This is a genomic window from Shewanella sp. 10N.286.52.A9, from assembly GCF_041468985.1.
GTDB classification, from domain to species: domain Bacteria; phylum Pseudomonadota; class Gammaproteobacteria; order Enterobacterales; family Shewanellaceae; genus Shewanella; species Shewanella japonica.
This window is the reverse complement of sequence record NZ_JBFRJQ010000040.1, coordinates 13167-29144: the sequence shown is the minus strand read 5'-3', so window position 1 is coordinate 29144 and position 15978 is coordinate 13167. Positions and strand designations below refer to the sequence as shown.

The 15978-nt window shown below is 42.8% G+C and carries 12 protein-coding genes; 2 read left to right on the top strand and 10 right to left on the bottom strand.

Annotation, left to right across the window (positions count from 1 at the left end; translation table 11 throughout):
- Window positions 1-35: 35 nt before the first annotated feature.
- From AB4128_RS20375 to AB4128_RS20350, 6 genes are all read right to left on the bottom strand, one after another.
- The gene (locus AB4128_RS20375; protein WP_372038779.1) at window positions 36-929 is read right to left on the bottom strand and encodes a hydroxymethylglutaryl-CoA lyase; all 894 of its coding nucleotides are present in this window, start codon (window positions 927-929) and stop codon (window positions 36-38) included.
- A gap of 10 nt (window positions 930-939) precedes the next feature.
- Window positions 940-2967 (bottom strand): acetyl-CoA carboxylase biotin carboxylase subunit, encoded by a 2028-nt coding sequence (locus AB4128_RS20370; protein ID WP_372038777.1) that lies wholly within the window; start codon window positions 2965-2967, stop codon window positions 940-942.
- Entirely contained in the window at window positions 2967-3839 is an 873-nt protein-coding gene (locus AB4128_RS20365) for an enoyl-CoA hydratase-related protein (protein ID WP_372038775.1), read from the bottom strand. Before AB4128_RS20365 ends, AB4128_RS20370 begins: the two co-directional genes overlap by 1 nt.
- A gap of 23 nt (window positions 3840-3862) precedes the next feature.
- Complete coding sequence (locus AB4128_RS20360; RefSeq protein ID WP_372038773.1) at window positions 3863-5470, bottom strand: carboxyl transferase domain-containing protein; 1608 nt, start codon at window positions 5468-5470, stop codon at window positions 3863-3865.
- Window positions 5471-5635: 165 nt separating this feature from the next.
- A complete protein-coding gene (locus AB4128_RS20355) occupies window positions 5636-6805 on the bottom strand; it encodes an isovaleryl-CoA dehydrogenase (RefSeq protein WP_055026074.1) in 1170 nt (389 codons plus the stop codon).
- A gap of 208 nt (window positions 6806-7013) precedes the next feature.
- A complete protein-coding gene (locus AB4128_RS20350; protein ID WP_055026075.1) occupies window positions 7014-7406 on the bottom strand; it encodes a MerR family DNA-binding transcriptional regulator in 393 nt (130 codons plus the stop codon).
- Window positions 7407-7800: 394 nt separating this feature from the next.
- Here AB4128_RS20350 and AB4128_RS20345 point away from each other — a divergent pair, with 394 nt between their 5' ends.
- Both AB4128_RS20345 and AB4128_RS20340 read left to right on the top strand, forming a co-directional pair.
- Window positions 7801-9723 (top strand): propionyl-CoA synthetase, encoded by a 1923-nt coding sequence (locus tag AB4128_RS20345; RefSeq protein WP_372038771.1) that lies wholly within the window; start codon window positions 7801-7803, stop codon window positions 9721-9723.
- 324 nt (window positions 9724-10047) lie between these two features.
- Window positions 10048-10527, top strand: a complete 480-nt coding sequence (locus AB4128_RS20340) for a hypothetical protein (RefSeq protein ID WP_055026077.1) — start codon at window positions 10048-10050, stop codon at window positions 10525-10527.
- Between the two features lie 217 nt (window positions 10528-10744).
- Here AB4128_RS20340 and AB4128_RS20335 read toward each other — a convergent pair whose 3' ends face one another.
- From AB4128_RS20335 to AB4128_RS20320, 4 genes are all read right to left on the bottom strand, one after another.
- A complete protein-coding gene (locus AB4128_RS20335) occupies window positions 10745-11494 on the bottom strand; it encodes an SDR family oxidoreductase (protein ID WP_372038769.1) in 750 nt (249 codons plus the stop codon).
- 426 nt (window positions 11495-11920) lie between these two features.
- Window positions 11921-12931, bottom strand: a complete 1011-nt coding sequence (locus AB4128_RS20330) for a LysR family transcriptional regulator (RefSeq protein ID WP_055026079.1) — start codon at window positions 12929-12931, stop codon at window positions 11921-11923.
- A 269-nt stretch (window positions 12932-13200) separates the two neighbouring features.
- Window positions 13201-13734, bottom strand: coding sequence for a hypothetical protein (locus AB4128_RS20325; RefSeq protein WP_372038768.1), 534 nt, complete (start codon window positions 13732-13734; stop codon window positions 13201-13203).
- A gap of 11 nt (window positions 13735-13745) precedes the next feature.
- The gene (locus tag AB4128_RS20320) at window positions 13746-15971 is read right to left on the bottom strand and encodes an aldehyde ferredoxin oxidoreductase (protein ID WP_372038767.1); all 2226 of its coding nucleotides are present in this window, start codon (window positions 15969-15971) and stop codon (window positions 13746-13748) included.
- Window positions 15972-15978 lie beyond the last annotated feature (7 nt).

Genomic DNA, 15978 nt, shown 5'->3' with positions numbered 1-15978 from the left:
TTAAGTGCAAATTATTGGGGCCAGAATAACCTTGGTTATTCACTGCAAATTGCTTGAGCAACTTTCGAGCCCGTTAGTCGGCCTAAAGCGGCGCTAATTTGTTGGCCAGCTTTAGCTAATTTGTGTAAGTCGATACCGGTTTCAATCCCCATACCATGAAGCATGTATACAACATCTTCTGTCGCTAAATTGCCTGATGCACCTTTAGCGTATGGGCAACCACCTAGGCCGGCCACAGATGAGTCAATCACACTGATGCCCGTGTCTAAACAAGCTTGTATATTAGCAAGCGCTTGGCCATAGGTGTCATGGAAGTGTAGTGCCAGTTTTTCAACAGGCACTAATTTAGCCACGGCTTCAACCATCTTACGGGCTTTAATGGGGGTGCCAACACCAATGGTGTCGCCAAGTGAAATCTCGTAACAACCCATTTTGTAAAGTATTTCAGACACGCGAGCGACTTCATCAATCTCAATGTCACCTTCGTAAGGGCAGCCAAGGACACATGAGACATAACCACGTACTGGAATGTTACGGGCTTTAGCCATTGCCATGACTGGCTCAAAGCGTGCAATAGACTCTTCAATAGAGCAGTTTATATTGCGCTGACTGAAGGTTTCTGATGCTGCGCCAAATATAGCAACTTCATCTGCTCCAGCGTCAAGCGCAAGTTCCAGCCCCTTTAAGTTAGGGGTTAAAGCGGAGTAAACAACATCTGGCTTGCGGGTTAATTGCTTAAAAATATCACCCGAGTCGGCCATTTGTGGCACCCATTTAGGGGAAACAAAGCTACCCGCTTCAATTCGCGTTACACCTGCATCAGCTAACTGGTCGATGAGATTTAACTTGTCTTGCGTGCTGACGGGAAGCTCATTTTGTAATCCGTCACGGGCTCCAACTTCAAAAATACTGACTTTATGCGGCAACATTATTTACGCCTTATGCTTGTTCGGCGTCAGCCGTTGGTTCGACATTTAAAAGCTGAACACCGTCGGTGACGAGCTCGCCGCTTTGAAAATAAAATTCACTCACGACACCATCAAAAGGGGCTTCGATGGTGTATTCCATTTTCATGGCTTCCATGACTAGCAGCCCTTGTCCTTCAACGACGGTTTCACCGACCTCAACCAAGTGTGTTACCACAGTGCCATTCATCGGGGCTTTTAGTTTTTCTGCGCTATCAACTGTTTCTTCGGCTTCTTGGGCGAGAACCGCTTTAAAGTGATAACTACCAGAAGGTAAAAATAGCGTGAACTCATCGCCTTCATGGCTAACTGGTACTTTACTTTTATGGCCGTTAATTTCAGCCAGTAAGACTTCATCTTTGATGCTGCCGGCCAGTTTAAGGGCTTGACCATTTAAACCAAGGTGCAGCGAGTCTCCTAAATCAGTTATCACTAGGTTTTGCAGTTCGTGTTCACCATCTGCGCCTGTGACATGCAGCAATGCAACATGATGCACACTGGCACTGTTGAGCCTAAAGCCGCTGACTTGACCCCAAGGCGAGTAAGGATCATCGCTATTGGTGGCATTGATTTTTGCAGCGTGTTGACGGGCCAATACCTGGTAAAGACCGGCTAATGCCAGTGCATTTTCAGTTTCATCGGTGACATCGCCAATTAAGCTATTTGAGTAACGCTCAATAAAGTCGGTGCAAAAGTCGGCTTCTGCAAAGGCTTTATGTTCGGCAATATTGGCTAAAAATTCGATATTATGTTTCAAACCGCTGATTTGGTACGAGCTTAATGCGTGGGTTAAACGCTGCAATGCGCGAGGGCGAGATTCGTCCCATACAATCAGCTTTGAAATCATCGGATCGTAAAAGTTACTGATGGTATCGTTTTCACGGATACCCGAATCAATGCGTACATGACGGTTTTGATCAGGCTCACGTAGGAAGTTTAATTTACCGGCAGCTGGTAAAAACTCATTGCGGGGATCTTCGGCGTAAATACGCACTTCAAAAGCATGGCCGTGAACCCGCACCTCATCTTGAGACAAAGGTAATTCGCTGCCACTTGCTACCATCAATTGCCATTTGACTAAATCTTGCCCTGTGACCATTTCTGTCACTGGATGCTCAACTTGCAGGCGGGTGTTCATTTCCATGAAGTAAAAGCTGTCATCGGTATCAAGTAAGAACTCAACCGTACCAGCGCCAACATAATCAATAGCTTTTGCTGCTGCGACTGCCGCTTCACCCATTTGTTTACGCAAACTATCACTTAGACCTGGTGCTGGTGCTTCTTCGACCACTTTTTGATGGCGACGCTGAATTGAACAGTCACGGTCGGATAAGTAAATTGTGTTGCCAAAAGTGTCAGCAAAGACTTGCACTTCAACGTGACGAGGTTGGCGAAGGTAGCGCTCCATCAATAGTTTGTCATTGCCAAATGATGATGCAGCTTCACGACGTGCTGAGTTAATGGCTTCAAGCACGTCGGCCTGGCTTTCAACAATGCGCATCCCTTTACCACCACCGCCATAAGCGGCTTTAATGAGCATTGGGTAGCCAACATTTTTTGCTTCATCAAGTAATGTCGCATCGCTTTGGTCATCGCCATGATAACCAGGCACTAATGGTACATTGGCTGCCCCCATAATGATTTTAGCGGCACTTTTGCTGCCCATGGCATCAATTGCATCGCTACCTGGACCGACAAATGCAATGCCATTTTGTTCACAGTTGCGAGCAAATTCTGCATTTTCTGATAAAAAGCCATAACCAGGATGAATGGCTTCAGCGCCTGATTTTTTAGCAATATCAATAATTAAATCAGCTTTTAGATATGAGTCAGCAGGGGCACTGCCACCGATGTGAAATGACTCATCAGCCATGGCAACGTGACGGGCATTGGCATCAGCGTCAGAGTATAAAGCGACTGTGCGTATGCCCATATCTCTGGCGGTGTTAATAATGCGACACGCAATTTCACCGCGATTAGCAATTAATAATTTGGTAAACATTACTGAACTCCTTGTGCAGCATTCTTGGTGCTTGCTTGGGGGCTTTTATCGTTATTATTTTTGCTGGCAGTAATCCAAGCAGCAGGGCGTTTTTCAAAGAAGGCGTTAAGACCTTCTTGACCTTCATCAGAGACCCGAATACGGGCGATTTGCTCACTGGTGTAGGCAAGAGTGTCGTCGTTAATAACACCATCTTCGAGGTGAGATACTAAGGTTTTAACCCATGCCATGCCTTGTGGGCTATTCGCGTTAAAAGCATCGATAAAGGGTTGTGCAGCGGCATCTAAATCATCATTAATTGCGTGAATAACTTGATGAGTTAACGCAACGTCAGCACTAAAACGTTCAGCTGTGAGCATGTAACGTCTTGCTTGGCGGTCCCCCATTGCTCTGACGACATAAGGGCTAATCACCGCAGGGATAAGGCCGAGCTTGACTTCGCTTAAACAAAAGCTTGCACGCTCATTGGCGATGGCGATATCACAGCAGCATATAAGGCCAAGTGCACCGCCAAATGCTGCGCCATTGACTAAGGCAATGGTCGGTTTGGGAAATTTGTCTAAAACATGCATTAATTTAGCTAGCTCATGGGCGTCATCGAGATTTTGCTTGAAGTCCATTTGAGCTTGTTTGCGCATCCAATTAAGGTCTGCGCCTGCACTGAAGTTTTTCCCGTTGGCTCGTAGAATTAATTGATGGCAAGTTTCGTTATTGGCAAAAAACTCAATGGCGGTGATCATTTCATTAATCATCACTTCATCAAAGGCGTTATGCTTTTCAACACGATTAAGTATTAACTCACCAATACCTTGGTTAAGCTGACATTCGATATGTTGAAAAGAAAGCGGTAGTGTCACTGTATCAGTCATCATGTACTCCTATTGTTAAACCGCAATTACATGCGGAATACACCAAATTTGGTATCTTCAATAGGCGCATTTAGTGCCGCCGATAAAGCAAGACCTACCACATCGCGTGTTTGCGCTGGGTCGATAATGCCGTCATCCCATAATCGTGCACTCGCATGATATGGATGTCCTTCTTTGTCGTATTGCTCAACAATGGGCTTTCTAAAGGCTTGTTCGTCTTCATCTGACCATTCTTGTCCCTTACGAGCTAAACCGTCACGACGAACGGTAGCTAAAACGCCTGCAGCTTGCTCGCCGCCCATGACGGAAATTCGGGCATTTGGCCACATCCACATCATCGTTGGCTCGAATGCACGGCCACACATGCCGTAGTTACCTGCACCATAACTGCCGCCAATAATCACGGTAAATTTTGGCACATTGGCACAAGAAACAGCTGTCACCATTTTAGCGCCGTGCTTAGCGATGCCTTCATGTTCATATTTTTTACCGACCATGAAGCCAGTGATGTTTTGCAGGAACAATAATGGGATTTTACGCTGACAACATAGCTCAATAAAGTGAGCGCCTTTTTGTGCTGACTCTGAAAATAAAATGCCATTATTGGCGACAATACCGACAGGGTAGCCGTGAATACGGGCAAAACCACACACTAAGGTGTTACCGTAATTCGCTTTGAACTCATCAAAGTCAGAGTCATCAACGACACGAGCAATCACTTCTTTTACATCAAATGGCTTTTTAAGGTCGGTGCCTACAATGCCGTAAAGCTCGTTGATATCAAATTTAGGTGGTTTCACAGGACTTAGCTGCGCAGCAATGTCTTTTTGATGATTAAGGCGCGCAATGGATTTACGAGCAAGCTCTAATGCGTGATCGTCATTTTGCGCTAAATGATCTGCCACACCAGAAATTTTGGTGTGCACTTCAGCGCCGCCAAGCTCTTCTGCTGTGACTTCTTCACCTGTAGCTGCTTTAACTAATGGTGGCCCAGCTAAGAAGATGGTACCTTGATCTTTGACGATAATTGATTCATCAGCCATTGCTGGAACGTATGCGCCGCCTGCGGTACATAGCCCCATAACCACTGCCACTTGCGGGATCCCTTTCGCTGACATTTGCGCTTGATTGTAGAAAATACGGCCAAAATGATCTCGGTCAGGGAAGACTTCATCTTGGCGCGGTAAGTTTGCCCCTCCAGAATCAACCAGATAGATACAAGGAAGATGACAGCGACTTGCAATATCTTGAGCGCGTAAATGCTTCTTCACTGTGATGGGGTAGTAGGTACCACCTTTGACTGTTGCATCATTAGCAATAATCATACATTCAACGCCGCTAACACGACCAATACCGGCAATGACCCCAGCCGCTGGTACGGCTTCATCATACACCTCGTATGCTGCAAATTGAGAAATTTCCAGAAAAGGTGAACCTGGATCGAGTAGCTTTTCGACACGTTGGCGAGGGAGCAATTTACCTCTCGAAAGATGACGTTCAAGTGCAGCGGGGCCGCCACCTTGTTCAATCTTAGCGAGTTTGAGTTTTAGGTCGTCTACGATGGCAGCCATGTCATTATGTTTGGCTTTAAATTCATCGCTACGGGAGTTAATACGGCTGCTCAGTTGCGTCACAATGCATATCCTTATTGAATCAAGTGAGGCGTTAGCATGGCTGAGACAATGGGGGAAACTCTCAACCACGCTACGCAAAACACTTTCGATTTACCGATTAGTTACGGATGCCCGCCGTTTGAACGGCTTAGGTTATGTGCTTACGATAGCGTGTTGCTATCTTGACTATTTTGTTTCGTTAAACAGTTCACGGCCAATTAGCATGCGGCGAATTTCTGATGTGCCAGCACCGATTTCGTATAGCTTGGCATCTCGTAATAATCGTCCTGTGGCATATTCATTAATATAGCCATTGCCGCCGAGTAATTGAATCGCATCTAACGCCATTTTCGTGGCCAACTCTGCACTGTATAAGATAGCGCCAGCGGCATCTTTACGAGTAGTTTCACCGCGATCACATGATTTCGCCACATTATAAACGTATGATTTTGCAGCATTCATACCGGTGTACATATCAGCGATTTTGCCTTGGATAAGCTGAAATTCACCGATTGATTTACCAAACTGTTCACGCTCGTGAATGTAGGGCACAACGATGTCCATGCACGCATTCATAATGCCTAATGGGCCACCTGATAATACGACACGTTCATAATCTAAGCCGCTCATTAATACTTTTACGCCATTGTTTAGGCCGCCTAGAATGTTTTCTTCTGGGACTTCACAATCTTCAAAAACAAGCTCACAGGTGTTTGAACCACGCATTCCGAGTTTGTCTAGCTTTTGAGCGGTGCTGAAACCTTTAAAGGTTTTTTCAACGATAAAAGCGGTAATGCCGTGAGGGCCTTTATCGATATCGGTTTTAGCGTAAATCACTAAAGTGTCGGCATCAGGACCGTTAGTGATCCACATTTTGTTGCCATTTAGAATGTAGCGGTCGCCTTCTTTACGAGCATGAAGTTTCATCGATACCACATCGGAACCCGCATTAGGTTCGCTCATGGCTAAGGCACCAATGTGCTCACCACTAACCAGCTTAGGCAGGTACTTGGCTTTTTGAGCAGCATTACCGTTACGGTTAATTTGGTTAACGCAAAGGTTTGAGTGTGCGCCATAACTAAGGCCAATTGAAGCTGATGCGCGGGAGATTTCTTCCATGGCTACAACATGAGCAAGGTAGCCCATATTAGCGCCGCCGAACTCTTCAGGTACGGTCACGCCTAGTAGTCCCATTTCGCCTAATACTGGCCACATATGGTTAGGGAATGTATTGTCTTGATCGACCTGCGCAGCAATCGGTGCGATTTCATTTGTTGCGAAATCATTGATGGCGTCGCGAAGCATATCCACGTCTTCGCCCAGGCCGAAATTAAGGCTTGTGTAGAGTGATGTCATTGTCTTGTGTCCTGTTGAATATTAGGTACTTTTACCGTGAAACTATGTTGTTTCTTAGGCTTATAATTTTTATGTTGAGCTTTGTATTGGTTAAGCATCAGTTCTTAGTGACTAATTGCTTGGTTTAACGTTATATCGAGTCGATGAGTGCGACGTTTTGAGCTTAGTTGTTAATTGTGATGCTTTGAGGGGGGCTCCCCCCAATTATTTAATCTTGTTCTAGCGCCGCTCGGCATTGCTGCTCTGCAGAATTTAGCTCCATGAGTACGACTTTGATGTCATCCATTTGCTGCTGCAGCGAAGCTTTCTTTTCTTCTACTAAGTCGAGCATGGTATGTAATTGTGACGTACTGCTTTTATCCGCATCATACAGTTCGAATAACCGACGGGTTTCAGCTAACGAAAAGCCTAATCGTTTACCACGCAAAATCAGTTTTAGACGAACTCTGTCTTTTAAGCTGTAAATACGGGTTTGCCCACGGCGTTTAGGTTTAATAAGCCCTTGGTCTTCGTAAAAACGAATACTCCGAGTCGTGATATCAAATTCTTTTGATAAATCACTAATTGAATAGGTTGATTGTGGGTTTATGTTCGCGCTCATCATCTCACCAAAAATACGTCTTTTGATGCAAGATATATGAAGTTTACGTAAAGGTAAAGTTTGTCGCCGGTTTGTGACGGGTTTTCGCTTGATGAAGTTGTAAATTGAGCTTGCCAATACTGAGAAAATCTCAGTTTCGGTGAGGTGAAAAGGCTTGTGTTTAATTGGGCGAAGTGTAGCAAATTTTTGCTGCTGTTTATCATGAAAATTTATACGACTGTTTTAATTTCAGCTAGTTAGTTAATTATTTCTAAGAAAATTGCAGCGGGATTTATCGCTATTTCTATATCCCTTGGTCTAATAGGGTTTATTTTTTAACCACGCCATAATGAAAAAATTATGATCAGAAATAAAAATATCAATTGCGAATAAAAAACTGATAGAGGAATAGCATATGGCTGGATTAGGGATGAAGATGCATCAGCAATCTATACAAGATAAGCAGACGTTTTGGCAACAAGCATCACAAGCAGTGACTTGGTTTACCCCCTTTAACACTGTGTTGGACGAGTCGAATGCCCCTTTTTATCAGTGGTTTGCTGGTGGCAAAATGAACTCTTGTTTTAATGCTGTCGACAGGCATGTTGAAGCGGGTCATGGCGATCGTATTGCCATCGAGTATGTGAGCCCTGTGACTCAAAATCACTATAGCATTACGTATCAAGAATTGTTATCTCAAGTCAGTCGATTAGCAGGTTACATGCAATCCATTGGTATTGAAAAAGGCGATAGGGTCGTCATTTACATGCCCATGGTGCCAGAAACCGCCTATGCAATGTTGGCTTGTGCTCGTATCGGTGCAATCCATTCTGTCGTTTTTGGTGGCTTTGCTGCTAATGAACTTGCGACCAGAATTAACGATGCTAAGCCTAAGCTAGTGTTATCAGCATCATGCGGTATCGAGCCATCTGGTGTTGTTAAATACAAACCGCTACTGGATGAAGCGTTAGAGCAAGCGACTCACCAAGTTAATCATTGTGTCATTTTAAATAGGCCACAATATCAAGCAGAATTACTGAGTGAGCGCGATGTTGATTGGCAGCAAGCAGTAGCAGATGCACCATTAATTGATTGTGTTCCCCTTGAGTCAACTCACCCTTTATATGTGTTATATACCTCAGGTACCACAGGGCAACCAAAAGGAGTTGTAAGAGATAACGGTGGCCACGCAGTCGCCATGATGTGGTCAATGAAGCATATTTATAATATTGATGCGGGCGATGTATTTTGGGCTGCATCAGATGTGGGGTGGGTTGTAGGCCACTCATACATTGTCTATGGACCGTTAATGGCGGGAGCGACAACCTTAATGTATGAGGGCAAACCCGTTGGCACGCCTGATGCTGGGGCTTTTTGGCGAATTATTTCACAATATAACGTTAAAAGTTTTTTTACCGCTCCTACGGCCATTCGTGCAATTAAACGAGAAGACCCTAATGGTGATGGATTAGACGGCGTTGATTTGTCTTGTCTTGGGCAAGTCTTTTTAGCGGGTGAGCGTTGCGATCCTGATACGCTTTACTGGGCGCAAGAAAAGTTGAACAAGCCAGTGATTGATCATTGGTGGCAAACTGAAACTGGTTGGCCAGTTGCTGCCAATTTAATGGGAGCCGATCCTATTGAAGTTAAAGCAGGATCGCCAGCAAGGCCAGTACCGGGTTACCAAGTTGAAGTACTTGATGCTATGGGTGAGCAAGTGCCTGCCAATGAAAGTGGTAATGTCGTGATTAAATTGCCATTGCCGCCAGGAAATCTCACCACGCTTTGGAATAACGACAGGCGGTACGTCGACAGTTATTTATCCATGTATGACGGTTATTACTTAACGGGTGATGCTGGTTACATCGATGAAGACGGGTATCTTTATATTATGAGTCGTATTGATGACATCATAAATGTTGCTGGGCACCGTTTATCGACAGGTCGATTTGAAGAAGTATTATGTCAACATGATGCTGTGGCTGAGGCGGCGGTGATTGGTGTGCAAGATAAACTTAAAGGCCAAGTGCCTCTAGGGTTAGTGGTATTAAAAAATGGTGTCGATATTTCTGATGAGCAATTATATAAGGAGTTATTAGCCTTAGTTCGCCATGAAATAGGTCCTGTTGCCTCCTTTAGATTGGTGAGTGCGGTGCAAAAGCTGCCTAAAACCCGTTCAGGTAAAATATTACGGGCGACGATGCGTAAAATTGCCGACAATAGTGCCTTTACTGTGCCTGCCACAATCGAAGATCCCATGACTTTAGATATTGTGCGCTCAGCGTTAACTAAGATGGGATATGCCGATGCGTTGGCAAAGGAGCTCACAGCCTCTTAAGTTACACTGCGGTATAGCTGTGACAAGAATATGCGTTTGGGAGCAAGCTGAGCTTAATCTACGCTCAGCTTTTTTTGATGAGTTTTGCGCCTTGATGAATAATTGCCTGAAATCTCGTGTAATGCTGCGGGTTTGTCGCTAAAAAGTGACTCAATATGGCATGACTGGCGAAGCGACATTATTAGTCTAAAATGAGAGCTAAACACTGATTTTATTATTTAATTTTACTTTGCATGATAATAACGACTGCAATTTAGTTTTATAATAAGCTAATACAATCCGTTTTTGTTAGCAGCTTATTCGATTAAAAAGGTTTTAGCATTCATGATTTCCAATATTAAAGAATTGCCTGAAAAAATTAACACTAAAACAAGTCGTTTGTTTTGGTTGACGGTATTCACTGGCGGTATTTATCCCATTCTTTGGTTGTTTGCGAAATACCCTAAAATGGATGATATCACCTCAATTCGCACTGCTGACGATAGCTTTGTGATAACTATTGCTGTGTGTTTTGGCCTTGGCGGTGTGCTAACTCACAGTGATATGGGATTATTCGGATTTGTCGGAAATATGATGCTGCTGATTGCATTTGGTCTTTATGTTTTTTGGTCTTTTCGTGCCAGAGCGGCGATTCAAGATTATGCTCACGTTAACTTCGATATTGATTACAAAATGAATAAGTTCTTCACGGTAATTTTTAATATTTTTTATATTAATTACTGCATAAATCAATTACCTGAAGAACAACAAAAAGGCCATCCTACCTATGGCAAAGGCTCGATTAATATTACTGAGCTAAAGTAATCCTATTTCAGTATTTTGAACATAAAAAAAGAGAAGCTTTACGCTTCTCTTTTTTATGTTTCTGACTTAATTTTTATGAACTGGTATCAAATTATTTAATGAACAGTTTTGTGCGCTTTTAGTTTGATATATCTGCAATATGTTGTTTTATTGCTCTTTTGTGTTTGCGGTTTAGTGTAAACAACATATGACGACAAGCTGAAAAGTAAGCGATTTTCTAGCTCATTTTACGTAAAAACTTATCAGGTAATATACGGAGGATTAATTGAATCATCGCCCAAGGGTAACTTGGCACATAACAATTTGCAGGTTCCTTATTGATTGCTTTGACCATAGCTTTGCAGCCTGTTTCAGCATCGACCATAAATAATGCCCCATCGGCGTGATCGTTAATTTCTGTTTTAATGTAACCAGGGTGTACGCAAGTAACCTTAATCGGTGTATTCATTACATCTAACCGTATGCCTTCGGAAAGCGAGCTTAATCCTGCTTTAGTTGCTGCATAAACGGTCATTGCTCGTCTAAAACCTCGCAGTGCACTAATTGAGGAAACTGTGACTAAGTGGCCCGCGTTTTGTTTACGGAATATACTCATTGCAGCTTCACACTGAGCTAAAGCAGCGATGAAATTAGTTTGTGCAGTTTGTTTATTGGCTTCAAATAATCCTGTGCCTATTGAGCCACCTTTTCCCATACCTGCATTCACTATGATGCGATCAACTTTCCCCATTAACTGAGTAAATTGCTCAAAAACGTCAAACACCTGTTGATGGTCATTGACATCTAGCGGTAATAACCAGACGTTGACGTTTGGATTAATCGACTTGATTTGACTTTTTAATGCATCTAATCGTTCGGTTCTACGAGCACAAAGTCCTAGATTGCAGCCTTTTTTAGCAAACTCTATGGCCATACCTTGACCTAAACCTGAGCTTGCCCCTGTGATAATGATATTTTGTCTATGCATCTTGATTCCATTCTGATTAAACACGAACAAGAAAACTTAACGTTGTTTCTGTGTTATTTTTATCGATAAATTTCTTGCTGTTTTCAACCGATTGGATGAGAAAAGAGCAAAAGCTCAAATTATCTTGCGGACATTCCAAACAAGTGTCAAATCTGAGTGAATAATAACGATGCTATTTAAACCATGGGCCGGTAGAGATTACTGCTGAAATCTTACGGAACCAGTATCTCGAGTTGTCAGGCGTATTTAGAAATGGGCCTTGCGATGGCTTTTGCGTGTTTTGTGATTGAAAGGGAAGTGATGGCAAAGCACGGTAACACCAGCCATTGTGGCTGGTGTATAGAGTAAGGTTTCAGTATTTAGCTGATTAGTCTTTCTGGTATTTTGTTTATTTGTATTAGGTTAACTAACAATCTGGCAATCATTTTAGCGCTCAAATTGACAAGCTTTAATGCAGCCATTTGCTCCTGTGGTGATTAGCTCGGCAATTTTGTTTTTTACACATTCAGATAGCTTACGTTCAGACTTTCTGGTTTGCATGTAGAGCGTCATATTGGGCTTATTACGCATTAATTCTTCACGTTCTTTTCGTGGGACAATTTGCGCTCTGATGGTGTCATCATGGGTTAAATAATCTACAGCACCTTGAGATACCACTAAAGTAATAGCATCAGTGCCGACTAAGAAGTCAGAAATTTCATTGAGGTTGTTTGTTTTAGCGGCAACGAGTAATTCTCTTTGACGAGAATCGGCAAACTGTTTTAACGGTGTCGCTTCAAGTTCGCTATTAAAATGCAGCACTTCAGTCAAAATTACAGGGTAATTAAGCACACGATCTAAAATTGGCTTATACATCTCATCCCAAATTGGGTGGTTTTCTCTTGCGACTACAAAGGTGTCGGTAACTTCACAAATTTTCTGACTTTGTATGCCAACATGAATGGACGGATTGCAGGTAATGACGATGTCGCAATGACTATTCAGTAACATTTCTTCGTCATTTGCGCCGTTGTCTTGCAATACTGCAGATTTAACGCAGGGCTTCATACACGCGTTATTACATTGGCAGTTATACAGTTTCCTTAGCACGCCATTTGTAAAACCAGAAGGCGCATGAATGACAATTTCACTGTTAAGTGTTTCGATGCTTTTATCTATTTCTTGCGCAAGATCGATATGGTTGATCTCAATACGTTTAAGGATAGGGTAAAGGCGCTGAGACTTATCGGTTATTTCTAAGCCTGACACTTTTTTGATAAACAAGGGATCATCAAAAGCTTCTCGTAACCTAGACAGGCAACGACTAATTTTTGATTGGGGAACGTTAAATGACTCAGCTGTGAGTTTACCGCTTTGAAACTCGTAAAGTCGAAGAAATACCAGCAAAGTCATGTAATCAAGATGCAGAAGACTTTCTTGTGTAGTTGTTGGCTTCATATATCACACTTAGTTGGAATCATGTATGAGTAATGTACCAACTAGGAGGTAATTTAGGAGTTAAAAACTAGATAAGTTTTACCTTAGTCACGATAAAGCGACGTTTTTATTCTTGAAGTGTTAACTAACGAATAAGATTAGCGAAAATCAGTCAAAAGTTTATTCTGTACATAGCCAAACTGGCTAAATATAAATAAGAAATTTAGCCTATTTTAATTTTATTGGGGTGTTATTGCCTTATAAACGGCATATAAGGCAATAACGTTTACCTATGCAGACCACTCAAACGGATCATGGTCAGCCAACACTTTGGCATAAGTGTTGGTCATGGTTTTTATGGAGAAGTAATAACCATGAGTTTGGGTTTCATGATTCTTGGCATCGGCTTGAAAATGAATGTCTTCACACCCCTCTGTTTGGCTAAATTTATCAATTAATGTCGTTAATTCACTGAGTTCAAGTTTATAAGGGGGATAGCTAAAGTTAACCGCTGCAACGAGTTCGCCCATTGCTGAATAACGGCGAATATACTCCGCCATTGTTTCAATTAACTTATCATCTTTTACCCCAATCCATTGGATGGCGTAACTTCTTACAATGAACCTTTTAGAATAAAAATAGTGCTCTTTTTCTCCCGCTATAATGGCGATATCGTGATATTGGCTATCTTCAATCAATTGCTGATGAGCGAGTTCAACATCTTCTATTTCTACATCAAGGCCTGCGACAGCAATAACTTGCTCGGCCGTCACCAGACGACCGTCCTTACTTAGCAAGCGAATATAATCAACCAGTTCAATCATATTTTATTTACCTATGCTGGTAACAATGCCAAGCTTTCTAGCTTGTCAGCGACGTAACCCAGTTTGAATTTTTCTAATGTTGCACGAGTCGGTACGCCAGTATCCTTATCCCAGCCCATTTCAGCGTAAAACATGTCTAAGCCTATTTGGATATCGTCTCGATCCATTTTAATCGTGCCTTCGTCGCCGAAATTCTTGTCATGATCTAAGTCATAAACCCATTCAGACAAGACATCATGTTTATTTCGCTGATCAATTTCATTCATTTGCAACACGGTAAGTGCGCGGTGCAATTGCAAGACACTTTCTGCCATGGCGTCCAGTTCGGCTTCTGATGTTTCAATGCCTGTGACAAGGCTGAACATTTGTGCTTCGATTGAGCTGTCACCGATATAGTCTCGATTCGCATCTGGTGAGACAACGAGTGGGAACATCCAGTTACATAGGGTTAATGAATCATGTAATACATTTTTCACTAAACACCATTTAGCAAATTTTGCTTTGGAGGTGTTCATTGCTGTGTAATGTTGAACAGGATCAAATGCGCCTTCGCCCCATAGTGACGCGGCTACTTCGGCGATCTTGGCGTGGGGAAGGCCACAGTTAATTAAGTTGATGTGCGAGTGACATTGCGGATCACGGTTAAATACTGTGTTTAGCAGCGCTCCTACTTGACCTGCTGATTCACTGGCGTGGTGAACGCCACCCACCATAGAACGGTTAAACACTTTCATGTTTTTATCGAGAAATACACTGTAGGTTTTACCGACTAAATCATAATTTGCATCAGATTCTAACTCGAAGGTCAATTCCGCCATACGAGGAGATTCTACCTCATTAAGAATATCTTCAACGTTGTACAGTTCACCATCTTCATTAATGAATTCATGTAAGCCACGGCCTAGGCAGCGCCCTAGAATATTTGAGCCAGGATAATCTTCACTGTAGGCAATACGGGTATAGAAATCTTGCATAAAATGCGCATCGAGATCAGCGTATTGTGCCCAATTAATCGCAGCATATTCTTCAGCTGGTAGAATGATTTCCCAAAAGCCGCGGGCGGTAAACTCTCGCATTAAATGGGACAGTTGGCCGTAAGCACTCCAAATACCATTATCATCCATATAATAGGCACCAACGGTTTGAATGTCGGTTCGTTTTTCACCATTGCTTGGTTTTCCCATGGCGTACCAAGGATCGAGAAAACCTAAACATACATTGGTAATGTTTTCAGTTGGCAGATTGTATTCGCTTTTCATTTTTGGGTTTTTAACTTCACAAAAACAGCGAATAGGGCAGGAGTGGCAGCCTCCTGGACGTTTAAAGATTTTATTGGCTTCATCACGGCCAAAATACATTTCGGCCATTGAGGTGCGCATGCCCACTTTTTGGCGGTCATCCCATGGTGTTTCACCCACATCTACAGGATTGTCTGCTGCTCCCCATGTGACGCCTGGACCGCCGCGCCAACGACTGCCTGTAGAGCTATACTCTGCCCAAGATTGCGGCTGATTAGGAACAACTCCTTGATTGTTAGCACCAATGATCCCAAGAATATGGTCATCTAATGCACGTAATTGCTCATTGGTTGTCGATTCTGCGATATCGACTGTACCAGTGCCAATAATACCAATGGCCTTTAGTTTTTTAGAGCCTAGTACAGCCCCATGACCGCCCGCTGAGTGGCCACCTTGAGTTTGAATAGTTGATTGAGCTACAAGGTGTTCACCACTAGGGCCAATTGCTGCAACCTGAGCTTGTTGTCCCATTAACTTACTGATGCTGGCAAAGGTATCGAATATGCCTACACCCCATAAAGAGTCTGCGGGTTCGAGGGTGACAGTGTCATCAACAATTTTTAGCCATACAGGGGTTTCTGATTTACCTTCAATAATAATTGCATCGTAACCAGCAAATTTAAGCTCTGGTGAAAAGTGACCGCCAAAGTGGCCATCAGTGATTAAGTGATTTCGAATAACAGGGTTACGAGAAGTAATCGTTGTTCTAGCCGAACAAATTGCACCTGAGCCACTTAATGGTCCCGCTGAAATAACTAATTGGTTTTCTGCATCAGTTGCTTTAATTCCATCGACATGGTCATCCCATAAAACTTTATAACCGATTCCCATTCCACCAATATAATCGTGATAGGTTTCTGTTGTTTCTTTAGTAATAACTTTTGTTGTTAAATTAACTCTTAAAATATAACCGGCCCAGCCACCATATGTAGTAGTCATAATTATT